This window comes from Maribacter polysiphoniae (assembly GCF_003148665.1).
GTDB classification, from domain to species: Bacteria; Bacteroidota; Bacteroidia; order Flavobacteriales; family Flavobacteriaceae; genus Maribacter_A; species Maribacter_A polysiphoniae.
The window spans coordinates 1-16,933 of record NZ_QGGQ01000018.1 but is presented as its reverse complement, the minus strand read 5'-3'; the positions used below and the strand labels follow the sequence as shown (position 1 = coordinate 16,933).

Here is a 16,933-nt window from a genome sequence, read left to right as displayed (position 1 = left end):
AATATGGATTCTTCCCTCTCAACAAATCAAAAAACCTATATTCAAATAGCCCAAAATTTTTTGATGCAACTGAGCGGACAATTCCCCATCACAGAGGACACACAACCCATAAAGTTGCGCAAAGCCTCAGATTTTTCGGATATTTTAAATATTCATGTAAATCACTTGAATAGGTCCGTCAAGTTGTATACTGGAAAAACGACTACCCAAAATATAAATGAACGTTTTATTCAGGAAGCAAGGGCATTGCTCAAAAGAAATGACTGGTCAATTACTACCATAGCTACAATCTTAGGATTTAGGGAAGTAAATCATTTTAGCACCTTTTTTAAAAAACATGTAGGACATACGCCAACAGATTACAGGAAATTAAAGATTAAAAAATGATTGTGAGCCGTTTGATATTCCTTATTTTCTTGGTATCCGGATGGTGTAGTGCCCAAGGGTACGAGAATAAAACGGACAACATATTGCTTGTCTATTTATCAAGAACAAACAATACTAAGGTTGTGGCGGAAATGATCCATGAAAATGTGGGCGGTGATCTGGTGGCACTGGAATTAAAAAATCCTTATCCGCAAAACTACAAGTCGATTGTGGCACAAGTGGCCGAAGAAAACCGAACCGGGTTTCTTCCACCCCTAAAAACACAGATAAATATGGACAAGTATGATACCGTTTTTTTAGGCTTCCCCACATGGGGAATGCAACTGCCTCCACCAATTAAAAGCTTTTTGACCCGGCACGACCTTAAGGATAAAACGGTCATTCCTTTTAACACCAATGCTGGGTACGGTATTGGCAGTAGCTTTAGAACGGTGGAAAGCCTTTGCTCCGATTGCAACATTTTAGAAGGGTTTTCGGTAACCGGGGGTATTGAAAGAGATGGAATTTACTTGGCCATAAAAGGGAACCGTAAAGTAGAAGTGAAGGAATTACTTGTGGAATGGCTTGAAAAGCTTAAACCACTGACTATCAAAAACTAAAAACAATTAGGATTTTGACAAAGTAGGTTAAAACTGTTTGAATTTCGTAGGCAACACCTAATATATAATCTTTATTTTTAAGTAAATTTTTTAAAAATGGCAATATTCAACTTAAACATCAACGGATCGGAACACAGCGTAGATGTTGATTCAAATACTCCAATGCTATGGGTATTAAGAGACCATATTAAATTGGTAGGTACTAAATATGGTTGCGGTATCGCTCAATGTGGTGCCTGTACGGTGCATTTAGGTGACAATGCGGTACGTTCTTGCCAATTACCTGTTTCGGCTGTCGGCGAGCAAAAAATTACGACCATTGAAGGACTGTCGGAACATGGTGAACATCCTGTACAAAAAGCTTGGCTGGAAATTGATGTACCCCAATGCGGATATTGCCAGGCAGGGCAGATAATGTCGGCCTCGGCCTTGTTAAAAAGGAATCCCAATCCGTCGGACGAAGAAATTGAAAGCGCTATGAACGGGAATATCTGTAGGTGTGGTACATACACGCGTATCAAGAAAGCAATAAAAACAGCCGCTAGTTCGGAAAACGTTTAATCAAAAAAAATTAGGAGATGACAAAGCTAAAGACGCATATGGGACGTAGGGCATTTATCAAGAATACAAGTTTGGCAAGTGGCGGATTGGTACTTGGCTTTAGTATTTTAAACTCCTGCAAACCTGAGCAGGCAAAAGAGATGGTTGTCAGGGAAATGCCCAAAGAATGGTTCGAAATGAATTCGTATCTGAAAATAGGTGATAACGGGGTTGTAACCATTTATACGCCCAATCCGGAATTCGGTCAGAATATCAGGACATCTATGCCCATGTTGGTGGCAGAAGAGTTAGATGTAGATTGGAAAAATGTACTGGTTGAACAGGCGCCCTATCATGCAGACAAATATGGATTTCAATTTACGGGGGGCAGTAGGGGAATAAGTGCCCGATGGGAGCCGCTTAGAATGGCCGGAGCAACCGCAAGGCAGATGTTGATAGCGGCGGCGGCAGAAACCTGGCAGGTACCCAAGGAAGAGATTACCGCAGAAGCAGGAGTATTACAACATGCAGCCACCAAAAAATCGGCCGGTTACGGAGAAATGGCTTCAGTTGCAGCAACACTTACCGTACCCGAAGAAGTACAACTAAAAGAGGTAAAGGATTTTAAACTGGTCAGCCGTTCGCAAAAAAATGTAGATGCAAAAAGCATTGTAACCGGTAGGCCTCTATTTGGCATGGATATTCAAGAGGAAGGTATGTTGATCGCCATGATCGAACATCCACCAGCTTTTGGTTTGACCATAAAATCAGTGGATGGTGAAGCGGCCAAAGCTATGCCTGGAATCAAGGATGTGGTTACGATCAAGAGTTTTAAGGACGGATATGAAAAAGGCGGTTTCGACACCAACGCTTTTCCTGAATTGGTTGCGATAGTGGGCAACTCTACTTGGGAGGTGATGCAAGCTAAAAAGAAATTAAAAGTTGAATGGCAACCCTTTACCGCCTATTCGGAAACAATCGCTGGGTTTGGTGGAAAACAAACGATTAACATACCCGCAGGACTGGAATCTACCACGACCCATAAATCACAAATGGAAGCACTTGCTGCAAAACCGGGAAAAGTTGTCCGAAAAGATGGAAATCCAGAAGTAGCCTTCGAAAATGCAACAACGATTTTGGAAAGAAGTTACTCGGCGCCTTTTCTTGCTCATAATAACATGGAGCCCTTGAATGCTTTTGCCCATGTAGCAGGCGATAAGGCGAAAATTGCAGCACCAATACAGATTCCGCCTTTGATCATCCCTACCATTGCTAGTAGTCTGGGAATACCGAAAGAGAATATTGAGATGGACTTTCCAAGAATGGGCGGTGGTTTTGGACGCAAGGCCTATGCCCACTTTGTAGTGGAAGCGGCCCTAATTTCACAAAAAGTCAATGCACCTATCAAGTTAGTATATAGCCGTGAAGACGATATGACCAATGGTATTTATCGCCCAACTTATCACGCAACCTATCGCGCGGCTTTTGATGAAAACAATAATTTAACGGCATTACATGTAAAGGCTGGAGGAGTGCCGGAGAGTCCATTGTTCGCCAATCGTTTTCCGGCAGGGGCCATTGATAATTATATGGCAGAAGAGTGGACCATTGATTCCAACATTTCCATAGGTGCCTTTAGAGCTCCACGATCTAATTTTATGGCAGGTGCTGAACAAGCGTTCTTGGATGAAGTTGCTGAAACCATGGGCAAGGACGCCATTCAATTTCGCTTGGACCTGCTAAAACGCGCCAAGGAAAATCCTGTAGGCGAACGGAATGATTATGATGCTGATAGGTACGCCGGAGTCCTGGAATTGGTTCGTGAAAAATCGGCTTGGAAAGAAAATGATGCAACGAAACATCGAGGAGTGTCGGCCTATTTTTGCCATAACTCCTATGCGGCGCATGTACTGGATTTAAAGATGGAGAACGGTAAACCCGTAGTTGAAAAAGTAGTTTGTGCCATTGATTGTGGAGTGGTGGTAAATCCTGATGCAGCAACAAACATGGCCGAGGGAGCCATTACCGATGGTGTAGGCAATGCCTTTTATGGGGAATTGACCTTTCAGGATGGGGTACCACAGAAAAACAATTTCCACCAATACCAAATGATCCGTATGAAAGAGGCACCGAAAGAAATCGACGTACATTTTGTACAGAATGAAATCGACCCAACGGGTATGGGAGAACCTCCGTTTCCCCCTGTTTTTGGAGCGGTGGCCAATGCACTTTATAAGGCCACGGGTCAAAGGCATTATCAGCAACCTTTTAACAAGAGTCGGGAAATTGTTGGATAGATTTTATAAAAAAATATGTTCTTTTATTATTTTGAATTACTCAAATTATATCTTTACGCCATCAGAAAGTAAGTCAATTTACTTTAAGTTCATTTAAATGTCGTCAACAAATCGGTCAACAGTTTGTTTTTTAAAGATGTAACTAATTGATATAAGAACATTTATTGGGTAAGGTTCAAATCCTGTCATCCCGACCAAGCAGAAAAGTGGTTTGTGAAAGCAAACCACTTTTTTTGTTTTTATGGAGCAAACCCAGTTTGGGGGAATCAGGGAAACAAAAAAGAAGGAAGGCACCATTCTTCACTTTTCCGTTTTCAGTGAGGCTGGTTTAATTATTATTCTTTTTATCATGTCAACATTTCTAGAGATGATTTGGACATGGTATGACCCAGGTCAGGACTTGCATTTCTTTAATTTCGGTAATTTGTATTCAAATTACATTCATATTTTTGATTATGGGTAGTTCTAAATAAAATTAAATGATATTATGGCTTAACTATTCCCATCTAATCTGGCAAGTCTTGATTTTTTCATTTTTCATAGGTCAATTTGATGTGCCAAATGGGGATAATACTTCTTTGTTATTCTATATCATTATGAATGACAAGGTAATCGGTAGTTTAGAGGCCACCAAAACCATGGATGGCTCTCAAACGATTTATAAGAGCCTAACCAGCATAAAAACGAAGATTATCAAAGATATTGAGGTAGATTATGAATATAATGTGATTTTTGAAAAAAGTATATTGAAAAAGGCCAATGTCGATATTCTGATAAACCAAAAGCCCCACGTTAAGACTCGTACGGGATTGAAGGATAAAAACTATTATGTAATAAAGAATGGGAAACCAAAAACAGTGCTGCACCAGGCTATTGACTATACTACCGTCTTGTTGTTTTTCCAAGAACCCACGGGAATAAACGAATGCTTTTCAGAGCAGGGTGGAAGCCTTAATGCCATAGTTGCCCTAGGGAATCATAGTTATAAAAAAATCAATACGAAAAAGCAGGAAAATATTTATTATTACAAAAACGGAAGTCTCGAAAAGGCAGATATTGATGGTGGTTTGATTCATTTAAGCATAGTGGCAAGGAAGTAATGGTAAATATTGATTTTTAGCCAAGTTGACTATGGGTGCAACAGTAGCCCTTGTTTTGTATTTTATTTTGGCCATCGCGATGGTGATAAGGCTTTTTCTTTATGGTGTTCGGCCCACCAAAACCTTGGGATGGCTTTTGGCCATTTTTACAATTCCTGTGGGCGGTATGCTGTTCTATTTCATTTTAGGGCGTAATCGGAAAAAAAATAAATTCTTCAAGTTAAAAAAGACAGAGCTTGTTACCGAATATCTTGATGGTGTAGATAAGTACTACCAAACAATAGGGGAAGACAATAAAGCCCAAATGTCCGAACTTTTGAAAAAGCATGTGAAATTGGTAAAACTGATTACCAAGAGTTCTAAGTTTACACCTTCCTTCGGGAACGAGCTTGTTCCGTTAAAGGATGGACCAGCTACCTTCAAAACCATATTTAGGGCAATGCAAGAGGCCAAATACTATATACATATTCAATATTACATTTTTGAAGAAGGTGACTTGGCGCAACGATTCATGGCAATACTCAAAAGCAAGGCTAAGGAGGGCGTCCAAATCCGTGCACTTTATGACGGCCTGGGCAGCCGAATGTTGACCAAAAATCATATAAGGGAACTTCGAGATACGGGGGTGGAAATCCATAGCTTCTTACCGATTCGTTTCAGCAGGCTTCTTTCTTCCGTCAATTACCGTAACCATAGAAAAATTGTTATTGTAGACGGTTGTGTGGCCTTTACAGGCGGTATTAACGTTTCGGACAAATATATCAAAGGAGATCCCGTTTTGGGTGTTTGGCACGATATGCACCTACAATTAAAGGGCCCGGTAATTAATAGTCTGCAGGCAGTTTTTGCTGTGGATTGGAGTTTTGCCAGCGGAAAGAACGATATATTATCACGGCCCTATTTCGTTGAACACGCCGCTCAGGGAAAATCGATTGCACAAGTGGTTTCAAGCGGCCCCGATTCCGATTATTCGTCCATACATCAATTGTATATTGCAATTATCAATGCGGCCGAAAAGTATGTTTATATTACCAATCCTTATGTTATTCCTGGAGAGGTTTTATTAGAAGCTTTACGAGATGCTGCCATTGGTGGTGTTGATGTTCGCATATTGTTGCCGGCCAATTCCGATAATTTTTTAGTTAAATGGACGGTCAGCTCGTATTTCGAAGATTACTTGGAGGCAGGAATAAAAATCTATCAATATTCCGATGGATTTTTACATAGTAAAATAATTGTTTCAGATGATGAACTAACGACAATAGGTACGGCGAACCTCGATATACGAAGTTTTGAGCAGAACTACGAAGTTAATGTCCTGATATATGAAAAGGAATTTGCCGAAACATTGCGTAATGATTTTCTTGGTGATTGTAAAAAAAGTACCCAACTTGACTATATAGACTATCTGAAAAGACCTAAAATTAATCGATTAAAAGAGGGCATGGCTAAGGTGTTTAGCCCGGTCCTTTAGAAATTCAATATTTAAACAAACAGCATGAATACAGGATTGGTTTTGTCTGGGGGCGGCATGCGTGGCGTTGCCCATATAGGGGTTATTAAGGCATTGGAGGAAAGTGGTAAATATCCCACACACATTTCGGGTACTAGTGCTGGGGCAATCGTTGGGGTCTTGTATGCCGGGGGTATCGGTTGGGAAGAAATATTGCATTTTTTCAAAACCATCCCTATTTTCCATACCCATAATTATGCGTTAGGAAAACCAGGATTTATCGATAGCTCAAAGTTCTATACCGATTTCAAGAAACTGTTGCCCGAAGATGATTTCAAAGCGTTAAAAATGCCATTTTTCGTTACAGCCACGGATATTATTAAGGGTTCTTTAAAAATATTTGATTCAGGAGAGGTTATTCGTCCCGTTTTGGCCTCGGCTTCATTTCCAGGGGTTTTTACACCTACCAAAATCGGTGAATCTTATTATATAGATGGTGGTGTAATCAACAATTTTCCGGTGGAACCCCTAAAAGAATCCTGTGATGAAATTATCGGTAGTTTTGTCAACCCTTTGAAGAAGATTAAAGTTGAGGATTTAAAACACTCATACAACATTGCCGATAGGGCTTATAAGATAAAGATCACTTACGAATCCTTGGTGAAATTCGCAGATTGTGATGTTGTTATATTTCCGGAAAAATTGTGTGATTTCGGTACGTTTGACGTAAGGGATATCGATACTATTTTCCAAATTGGTTATTCAAAGGCTAAGTCTAAACTAGATAGCAACAAGAACAATTTATCTTAATGATTTTATTAGCGAATTTGCTTGAACAGTTTTATTTCTATTCATTTGGGTGAAATGTATTGTTTCTTCCCTTATCAAAGAGTAATATAAATACAATCAATCTATAACCGAATGGTTCTGGAATGTAAAATGGAGACCCCGTCACTATGGAATGAAGAATTGCTTGGGGGCATTTTAACATAATTTTTATGGGGCTGTTAGAAAGTCTCTTCCTTCTAGATGGTTTAATGGGTAATGCATAATTTGTGATGAGGGCTTTGATTTTCTGTTTTTCAGGATACTTGCGGCATAGTTGAAAATTTCATTTCGTAAGTTTCGAGACTTTTTAGTGTAGGCTTCTATCGTTTTTTTCAATTGTTCGTGTTTTTGGTAGAATAATATATCACAACTTTCATCGTCGCATTCCAACATTCCAGCTATACCCCTTTTATGCATTTTGAGAGCTTTTTTTAGGGTAATGATTTCTTCTTTACTATGCCAAATACGATTTCTATAATTCTCCAATCGCTCAAAAAAATCAGAGGTATGGGGTACGAACACATAGGAATTAATCAATCGGTCGAAAAATAGTATTTCATCATGAAATAAACACAATGTGGAATACCACTGCTGAAATTCTTCATAAAGGGCATCTACTTTTTCTGGTTGTATTTTAACGGCAAATTTTTGTTCCATTCTCATTGTTCAATAGTTTAGGATTTTTTTAATCAATACAATAAGCAATAAGGGATAATAGCCTTACTCTTTTTGTGAAATATATGGCATTACCATGAATGGTATTTTTACATGAAATGCTATTTTCTTAATAAGTGGCTCAATAAATAAACGTTCAAAAAATGTATGTTTATTACGTACCATAACCAATAACATAATCGGTTTTTTTGTTTGAAAACCATTGATGGCCTCGATAACTTCTTGATCCGGGATATCGTGGGAAATGGTATTGTTAGAACCTAATTGGGATTCAAGTCTTTTTTTATTTCCTTCTTGTTCATTGGTCAATTCATAACCAGAAGAAATATGGAGTACATGCAGTAATGAATTTTGGCTTTTGGCAATCATTACCAGCTGTTTCAGTTGCACGTTACTATAATCTATTTCATAATCTGTCGGGAACAATATTTCTTTTGGAGACTCGTAAACAAAGTCTGTAGGTACGGCAATAACGGGACAGGTTGATTTTTTAATAAGATGTACCGTATTTGTGCCAAACAAAATTTCATTGGCGCCTGTGGCCCCTTGGGTTCCCATAATTACAAGGTCGGCCTTTTCATATTCAATGGTGCCCAATACTTCTTCTACCAAAGTATTGAAAGCAGAATGTGTGATAAAGGAATGTTTTGGGTTTTTAAATTCTTTTTCAATTCTATTTTTGGTTTTTTTCAATTGGGATATCGAGTTAACTCTATACGCATCAGCTAGCTCATATTCAATTGGACTTTGCGATACAAATTCCGATGCATAGATAGGGGGTGTGTAGGTATGCAGTAAATAAAAAGTAGTGTTTTCATCTTTGAATAGTTGGGCAGCGTATCTAATAGCGTTGTAAGCATTATCTGAAAAATCAGTGGGTAAGATTATTTTTTTCATGACATCAAAATTTAGGATAAAATTAATCTCGCTTTACCTGTCAGGTCATGACCTGGGTCAGCTTTCTGTTTTTTTGGCTTATTAGGAGATTATTTTATATCCAGAAGCTATTATTAAGTTTGTCTCATATATTTTATAAAAACAGGATAGTGTTTCTACTTGATCTGGAGATTCTAAATATATTTAAGCTTAGTATAATTCATGACCTAGGTCATGAATTTAGATAAAAGGGGTATTACCTTTGTAAAATGTTTACATACAGCAATTTCAGAAAGATATAAAGTAAACGTCAATGGTTAATTTGGAATTGAAGGGGTATGACCTTGGCCTATTTGTTTATTTAACTGTGTCGATAACTCCTGCTTCTTAAACCATATCACTAAAAATACTTTCGTAAATTGAAGTTTTAAGTTCAAAAAATTTATTGGTGTTGTTTAATTATAAATCAACTTTGATAATTCCTTTTTCGAATCACAAAATAATTTAAATGAAGAGATGGGGATTCTTTTGATAATTAAAAAACAACAGTTCCTTGGATAACCAATAAGGATTATAATGTGCATAAAAGTTATAAAGATAGAAGAAAAGACTTTGGATTATGCCGTTGATTGATTTAGCATGTTATTAGGTAAATCCCGCATTTTACCGACTCTAATAAAGTGTAACGATTTAGGATGAAAGAACTACAAAGTGATATACAATATTCTAACAACAACCTGTCGGTAGGGCATCAAACGCATCTAGAGCTTATTGCCGCCTTGAACGAAAGTAATAGGAAATTAAATACGCTAATCAACAACTTGCCCGGTTATGCCTATCGAGCCAAAAATGATAAAAACTATAGTTCGGAGTACAAAAGTGCTGGCTGTTTGGTTTTGACTGGATATACACCTGAGGAATTCGTGAATGGTACCGTTCAATTTGGTCAACTTATTTTAGAAGAAGACCGAAAAATGGTCTGGAATAATATTCAAAAAGCACTTGCTAAAAAAGAACCTTTTAGTATCCAATTTCGAATAAAACACAAAAGTGGAAAAATATGTCACTTTTGGGAGCAAGGTCAGGGCGTTTACGATGCTAAGAACGGGTGTTTCGCCATAGAAGGTTTTGTACAAGATGTAACCGAAAAGATAGCTTATATAGAAAACCTAAGTATTAGTGAGGAAAAGAATAAGGATTTAATCAAAACCTTACCAGATTTAGTGATAGTCTACGATAAATTAGGTAATCACCTAGAAGTTCATGCCCATGATAGTTTTGAACTAGTAGCGCCTTTTAGTGAACATATAGGTAAAAATATCGATGTGATTCTTCCTTCGAAAGTTTGTGGAATAATTAGACGGGGTTTTAAACTATGTGATAAAACAAAAGAGACCCAACTTGTAGAGTATTCACTTATTGTGAAAGATGAGTTGAGACATTATGAATCACGGATTAATCAAACGGATCAAGGTGATTTTCTAGCCATTATCCGTGATATCACCGAGAGAAAGACCTATTTTGAAAACTTATGTCTAAGTGAGGAAAAGAACAGGGCTATTTTTGGTGCACATCCGGATTTGATTTCCGTATATGATATAAACGGAAATCTTTTACAGGCTAATATGGAACAGCATACCAAGCTATTCGATGCCACGGAAGAACTAATAGGAAAGAATGTTTCCGATTTTTTACAGGATAAAACAAGTGTGCCCTTTATAAATGCACTAAAGGAGGCAGATAAACATCATCAAATAATCGTCGAGAAATTCGAACTGCGGATAAGAGGGCGACAACTTTTTTTTGAAGTACGCTTCGTTCCTTTTGATAAGAACAAGGTTATGTGCATTGGTAGGGACATTACAGAAAAGAAGGACATGGAAGACACCCTATTCCTACAACAAAGGGCGTTGGCCGCAAGTTCTAGTGGTATTGTTATTGCAGATGCACGACAGCATGATATACCTATAATCTATACTAATGATGCTTTTTTAACGATTACGGGCTACCATGCACAGGATATTGTAGGGAAAAATTTTCATTTCTTACAAGGTGACGATATAGAGCAATATGAAAATAAAATCATGGAGGCTGCCATTGCAGAGGGTAAATGTTGCCAAGTGGTTTTGCGTAACTACCGGAAAGATCGGCGTATGTTCTGGAATGAGATTTCCCTCACTCCTGTATTCGACGAAAAAAAGACACTGACCCATTTTATAGGCATACAAAATGATGTTACGGTACGTAAACAAAAGGATATTATAAAAAGTGGTGTCAATACCGTGATGGATATGATTATCCAAAATGAACCTTTAAAGGACATAGGGGATAAAATCGTGGATACAATAGAAAAGACTATCCCGAATAGTATGGCTTCTTTATTATTGCTGGATCGCTATAAAAACACCTTACATAAATTGTCGGGACCTAATCTTCCAGAAAAGTTTGCTACTGCTTCTGAAGGACTCTCTATTGGGCCTAATGTTGGTTCATGTGGTACGGCAGCGTTTACAAAAAAAGAAGTAATTACGGCCAATATAGCCAGCGACCCAAATTGGGTAGACCTAGGAAAAGTGGCATCGGGTGATGGTTTACAGTCTTGTTGGTCTTTTCCTATACTATCATCCAAGGATGAGGTTTTGGGAACTTTTGCAGTTTACAATAAGGTTTCAAGATTGCCATTAGTCAATGAAAAACAAATAATGGCTGATATGGTACAAGTCGCGAGTATGGCCATTGAACAGCATGAAATTTCACTAGCCCTTAAGGACAGTACGGATAAACTCGCGGATTATACAAAGAATCTTGAAGATAAGGTCGATGAACGTACCCAAGAACTACAAAAAATGGTACAAAAACTTGTGGCATCTAATTTAAGCCTCGAAGATCAAATTCAAGTAACTGAAGAAGCTGAAAAACGAGCAATGACCAATCAACAATTGTTTTATAAGATTGCCAAGGATTTTCCTATGGGTTTTGTCGAGGTGGTAGATGCAAATTATGAAGTGGTTTTTATAGAAGGGGAAGAATGGGATGAATTGAGGCTCAAAGATGTTGAAAAATCGAAGTCTGCAGTTGATGCCATCGATTTAGCGCCAGAACATATTAAGGAAAAGCTCAAAAGCAATATTGAAAGAACATTTGATGGGGAACATTGTTCTTTTGAAGTAGAATTTCAGGACAGGTCATATATGGTGAATACTGCGCCACTTTTTGATGTAGATAATACTATTTTAAAAGTATTATTGGTATACAATAATATTTCTTTACAAAAAGAGGCAGAACATGAAATTATTAAAGCTCTAAAAAGGGAACAGGAATTGAGTGAACTAAAATCACGGTTTGTGTCCACCGCCTCACATGAATTTCGTACCCCATTAAGTACTATTCTATCCGCAGCCAATCTTATTGAAAGACAGAATGACCTTGGTAAGGAAGAAAAACGTATAGGTTATGTTGACCGCATAAAATCCAGCGTTAAAAATCTGGTCATTATTTTAAATGAATTCCTTTCGCTAAGTAAGTTGGAGGAAGGTAAGGTTGAAGTACAACCAAGTACATTTGACAGCGTCGATTTTTCAAAAACGATTATCGAAGAGATTCAGGGGAACGCAAAAAAAGGACAGGTAATCAAATTTGTAAGCGGATCATCCAAGTTAATGGTAAGTCTCGATTCAAATCTATTGCGTCACATTGTCCACAATTTGCTGTCAAATGCCATTAAGTATTCTGAAGAAAATACAGAGATTATCTATAAAATGGGGGCCAATCACGATTTGGTAGAATTTAGTGTAGAAGATCAAGGTATAGGGATACCGGAAGAAGATCAAGATCACCTTTTTAAAAGGTTTCACCGGGCAAAGAATGCTGTAAATATCCAAGGTACTGGTCTGGGTTTAAATATCGTAAAACAATATGCCGAATTAATGGGGGGGACTATAAGTTTTAAAACTGAGTTGGACAAAGGCACCATCTTTTTTGTCAAATTACCCATAAATCAAAACGAAGATGAAAAAAATACTACTCATTGAAGATAGTCAAGATGTGCGGGAGATGACCGCAGAGATATTGGCATTGGAAAACTATTTGGTTACCACGGCGAATGATGGGAATGAAGGAATTGTAAAGGCAGAAGAAGTTCTGCCAGATTTAATCGTATGTGATATAATGATGCCGAAACTGGATGGTTATGGGGTTTTTGAACATTTGAAAGAAAACCCGGAAACGGCGGGAATTCCTTTTATATTCTTAACCGCTAAATCGGAGCGTGCAGACCTGCGAAAAGGTATGACAATGGGTGCAGATGATTACTTGACCAAACCTTTTGAGGCAGATGAACTGTTAGAGGCCATTGATATACGCCTAAAAAAGAACGATTTCCTTCGTAAGGAATTCTCCAAAAATGTGGAAGGAATAAATGCTTTTTTACAGGAGGCTTCTGAATATCAAAAGCTACAAGATCTTTCTGCAGATCGAGAGGTATTGGAATATGAACGAAAGAAGGAAATCTATTCTGAGGGCGATGCCGCCCATAACCTCTATTTTATACAAAGTGGTGCAATAAAAACCTTTAAGTACAGCGAAAACGGTAAGGAATATTTGACAGGGATGTTCAAAACAGGGGATTTTGTAGGGCAACTTTCTGTACTTGGTCCTTCTGGTATGTATACCGAAACTGCAGTTGCACTCGATGAATGTAAATTATGTGCAATTCCCAAGAATGAGTTTACTCATCTATTATTCAACAACAAGGATGTTTCGAACAAATTTATCGGGATGATTTCGAATGATCTACAGCATCTACAGGACCAGTTAATGGGTATGGCTTTCGATACGGTTCGAAAACGTGCGGCCACTACCTTATTGGAATTGTATGATAAAGGTCTGATTGGTGATGAGGAGCTTGCCGGGGCAAATGTTTCCCGTGAAGATTTTGCGGGGCTGATCGGCACGGCCACGGAAACAGCTATTCGTGTACTGTCCAGTTTCAAAAAGGAGGGATTAATTCGATCCGATAGTAACAATAAGATAATCGTAATCAATAGAAATCAAATACAATACATAGCGGATTTCGGATAAAGAAAAGACAATTTTAAAATACTATTTTTTACACCCCTTCATGTAGGGGATTTGCCTTTTTACACCTAGATAGAATCCTAAATTTCTTAGGCTATGAATTACAGTAAGATATCAATTGTTATTTACCATATAGCCTATAGTCCACATAAATTTAGTGTGGCAAAATATGGAGCAGTATGACTTACGTCAGGTAATAGGAACATGTACCTAACTAATTTAGCTACTATAGAACCAATCGAACTTTGATTGTTCTAACTCTAAATTCAAACGTATATGAATGCTCCAAAAGCGGAAAAAAAACATGTTTTTTTACGCTCTTATGACGAAATCTCAAATCTTGAAAAGACTATAGAGGTTATTCAAAAAAGTAAAATAAAAAATATTATGATTTCCATTCTCGGAAATCTTGAGAAAGTACAGCCCCAAAATTCAAAAAGGCCTACCGATAGAAAGGTTTGTTTGGAAAATTATTTTAAAAATCTTTTAGGCCTGGATACAGATTTAGGATTTTTTCATAATGCTGAATCGGGAGAATTATTCGTTACAGGCTTCTTAGCACCTATTTTTTTGGATAAGATAAATGAAAAAACCTTAGGGGCATTGTCAGGAGGACCCTATGGTGTTTTAAGAGGATTGGGAATTAGAAAGAAAAGAGCAGGGACATATATAGATTTATTGAATGATGGTGAATACCTAATGTTGGTTAGGGGAAATTATTTTGATATTCATTTGTTGGAGGGTATACTTGACAAATTGGAGCCAATTGACCAATCGAAAAAGAGCATTTTAAATGTTTCCTTTAAGTTGTTGGATAAGAGGAATTTTGGTCACTGACCCAAGTCATACTGTCATACCCTATAAATTCGCAAATTTGATAGTAGTAATATAGTGATAAAAAAATGACATGGAAACCCTGAAATATTTTGAAAGTAAAAAGGAATTCAATGTATTTGTAGCAAGTACATTTTCTGATCTTGTAAAATTCAAAAGAGAGAATCACCAAAAGGCATTTAACGAATTGTTGTTGGAAGATCTTTTCCAAGTAAAACGGTATATCTCCAAAAGATTAAGTACGGCCTTGACCAAAGGAAACCTGCCCCAGGGCAAATACAAAGTAGATGATTTTTTGAATCAACTTTTTATAGAGACTTATGATCATTTTGATGAGGTAGAGGATAAAGATGGTTTGCATGTCTGGTTGTTTAAAAAAGCCGAAGAATTGTTAGAAGAAACAACTGCGGACGAGGAATACGATGAATTTTTCTTTAAGAACATTGATGACTATACCAAACCTGAATGGGATGAAATGGAAGAAAAATTCAGTACCGATGGTGATGGTGATTTAGTTATGATAGAAGAACTCGATGATATTTCTTATCCAAAGAACGACTATCTATTAAAGCATGTTTTTATAGAAGATGATAAGAAGGAAATTCAAGATAAATTGGATAAGGAATTAAGTGGGGAAAACATCAAAAAACATGTAGATATGGTTTTGTGCCAATTACCATTACCTATGCGGTCCGTATTTGATCTGGCTACTGATTTTGAGTTTACCCTTGAAGAAATTGCAAAGATTCGTAACCAAAGTTTCGAAGAGGTACAACAGCTATTAAAAAATGTCCGCAAAAGTCTGGAAGAAAGTTTTATCAATAGGTATACAATTGAGAAATAGTTTTTATAACTATTATTTGTCAAATTTTGGATGTTTTCATCGATGTTCCCGAAAAGATATCCACAAATATTTAACGGAACCATGGGGGTAATTACCATCGCGATTATAACATGAAAGATACCGTTACCGAAGAGATATTCAAAAAAATGAACGAGGCGTATGAAGTTTCTAGCGATGAGGAAAAGCGGAAGAGATATTACAAACTAGGGAAACCAAAGGGAAACTTTGCAAGTAGACATTGCGAGTTTAAAAAGATAATTTTCAGGTACACCATAGGCGCTGAATAACATCATACCATTATATTCACAAGTACTCTAAAATAAAACCTTATGGGAATAACAATTTTTACGGGACACTATAGAGAGGCCGATAGCATTTCTGGTTTTATGGATTTTTATTATAGTCTTCATATGAATCATTTGGCAAGTGATCTCTTGCACAGGGGGTTTTCGACAAAGCAGTTGAATGAATGCCGTTGCCAAAGCTATCAAAGTGGGCGAATCTTATGGAATGGATATTCGTCAACATTTTAAGCCTGTTTTCAGTGGAATTGAAAAGGAAATAGTTCAAGATTGTAAGCTTTCACATTTGGGATATGGCCTGGTATTGATTAACGCGGATTTGGAACTATCTGTTGTTGTAGATTTTCAGGTAAGTGTTCTAGAGAGTTTTCTTAAAGTATTACATCACTGAACCATAAATCGGAACCAATTGCAACAAAAGTTATTGTTGTCTTCTATTTTATTGGTGAATAATAGCCTATTTATGACAGCCTGTTTTAAACTATCTTCCATTTAGAGTGGTAATAATTTACATCATAACTTTTACTAATTTGAAATTCATAATAGCTTCCCTTCAGGCTATTTAGAAAAGTGACTTTTATACGCTGTCAAGTTAGATACCCCTATTAAAACAATTTCGTATTGATGGGGTACATGTTTTCGTAAAGATTTAGGCATTGGTCAACTGCTATTTAATTGGAAGTATCAAATTGACTGCATTTTATTAGAATAAAACATAAATCGGTTCTAAGTAAAACTTAGAACCGATTATACTTAAAAACATTTTCGGGTCTGTAAATTAAACTCTGTCCGTTGTTCCAATTCCTTTGGGGCTAGCCCCAAAGGAATTGGCGTTTAAGACCAGTGGTATCCTCTCCCCAAATTTAATATAAAGTTGTTGAACGGTAAGACTCCAATTATGTAATGGGCTTGTCCACTTTTTTTCGATGTTCTTTGTGGCCAGGTATACCAGTTTCAACAAGGCCATGTCGTTGGTAAATGCCCCCTTGGTCTTGGTTACCTTACGAACTTGGCGATGAAAACCTTCCACGGCGTTGGTCGTATAGATGATCTTCCTGATGGGTTCGGTGTACTGGAAGTACTGCGATAACTGCTCCCAGTTACGCTGCCAGCTCTCGATTA

Annotated in this window: 15 protein-coding genes and 1 pseudogene; 13 read left to right on the top strand and 3 right to left on the bottom strand. The window is 37.4% G+C overall.

Annotation, left to right across the window (positions count from 1 at the left end):
- Positions 1-3 precede the first annotated feature (3 nt).
- From LX92_RS21650 to LX92_RS21615, 7 genes are all read left to right on the top strand, one after another.
- A complete protein-coding gene (locus LX92_RS21650; protein WP_109655051.1) occupies positions 4-387 on the top strand; it encodes a helix-turn-helix domain-containing protein in 384 nt (127 codons plus the stop codon).
- Positions 388-389: 2 nt separating this feature from the next.
- On the top strand, positions 390-986 hold the full coding sequence (locus tag LX92_RS21645; protein WP_244915955.1) for a flavodoxin family protein: 597 nt from the start codon (positions 390-392) through the stop codon (positions 984-986).
- A 96-nt stretch (positions 987-1,082) separates the two neighbouring features.
- Complete coding sequence (locus LX92_RS21640; RefSeq protein WP_109655046.1) at positions 1,083-1,547, top strand: (2Fe-2S)-binding protein; 465 nt, start codon at positions 1,083-1,085, stop codon at positions 1,545-1,547.
- A gap of 17 nt (positions 1,548-1,564) precedes the next feature.
- Positions 1,565-3,823: a xanthine dehydrogenase family protein molybdopterin-binding subunit gene (locus LX92_RS21635; protein ID WP_109655044.1), complete on the top strand. Its 2,259-nt coding sequence runs from the start codon at positions 1,565-1,567 to the stop codon at positions 3,821-3,823.
- Between the two features lie 479 nt (positions 3,824-4,302).
- Complete coding sequence (locus LX92_RS21625; protein ID WP_109655039.1) at positions 4,303-4,923, top strand: DUF6134 family protein; 621 nt, start codon at positions 4,303-4,305, stop codon at positions 4,921-4,923.
- 31 nt (positions 4,924-4,954) lie between these two features.
- Positions 4,955-6,397, top strand: coding sequence for a cardiolipin synthase (gene cls / locus LX92_RS21620; RefSeq protein WP_109655036.1), 1,443 nt, complete (start codon positions 4,955-4,957; stop codon positions 6,395-6,397).
- A gap of 24 nt (positions 6,398-6,421) precedes the next feature.
- Complete coding sequence (locus LX92_RS21615; protein ID WP_109655034.1) at positions 6,422-7,186, top strand: patatin-like phospholipase family protein; 765 nt, start codon at positions 6,422-6,424, stop codon at positions 7,184-7,186.
- 186 nt (positions 7,187-7,372) lie between these two features.
- Here the strand turns inward: LX92_RS21615 and LX92_RS21610 are convergent, their stop codons facing one another.
- Both LX92_RS21610 and LX92_RS21605 read right to left on the bottom strand, forming a co-directional pair.
- A complete protein-coding gene (locus LX92_RS21610; RefSeq protein WP_146197897.1) occupies positions 7,373-7,867 on the bottom strand; it encodes a hypothetical protein in 495 nt (164 codons plus the stop codon).
- Between the two features lie 57 nt (positions 7,868-7,924).
- Positions 7,925-8,776, bottom strand: coding sequence for a universal stress protein (locus LX92_RS21605; RefSeq protein WP_109655030.1), 852 nt, complete (start codon positions 8,774-8,776; stop codon positions 7,925-7,927).
- A 674-nt stretch (positions 8,777-9,450) separates the two neighbouring features.
- Here LX92_RS21605 and LX92_RS21600 point away from each other — a divergent pair.
- From LX92_RS21600 to LX92_RS21575, 6 genes and pseudogenes are all read left to right on the top strand, one after another.
- Positions 9,451-12,786, top strand: a complete 3,336-nt coding sequence (locus LX92_RS21600; protein WP_109655028.1) for a PAS domain S-box protein — start codon at positions 9,451-9,453, stop codon at positions 12,784-12,786.
- A complete protein-coding gene (locus LX92_RS21595) occupies positions 12,764-13,834 on the top strand; it encodes a response regulator (protein ID WP_109655026.1) in 1,071 nt (356 codons plus the stop codon). The genes LX92_RS21600 and LX92_RS21595 overlap by 23 nt, the downstream gene beginning before the upstream one ends.
- A 273-nt stretch (positions 13,835-14,107) precedes the next feature.
- Positions 14,108-14,668, top strand: coding sequence for a hypothetical protein (locus LX92_RS21590; RefSeq protein WP_109655024.1), 561 nt, complete (start codon positions 14,108-14,110; stop codon positions 14,666-14,668).
- A gap of 70 nt (positions 14,669-14,738) precedes the next feature.
- Positions 14,739-15,509: a sigma-70 family RNA polymerase sigma factor gene (locus LX92_RS21585; protein ID WP_109655022.1), complete on the top strand. Its 771-nt coding sequence runs from the start codon at positions 14,739-14,741 to the stop codon at positions 15,507-15,509.
- Between the two features lie 101 nt (positions 15,510-15,610).
- Positions 15,611-15,796 (top strand): annotated as a pseudogene (locus LX92_RS21580) (hypothetical protein); the annotation flags it as partial.
- Between the two features lie 178 nt (positions 15,797-15,974).
- A complete protein-coding gene (locus LX92_RS21575) occupies positions 15,975-16,202 on the top strand; it encodes a hypothetical protein (protein WP_109655018.1) in 228 nt (75 codons plus the stop codon).
- 387 nt (positions 16,203-16,589) lie between these two features.
- Here LX92_RS21575 and LX92_RS21570 read toward each other — a convergent pair.
- A partial coding sequence (locus LX92_RS21570; protein WP_146197896.1) for a transposase occupies positions 16,590-16,933 on the bottom strand: 344 nt, incomplete at its 5' end.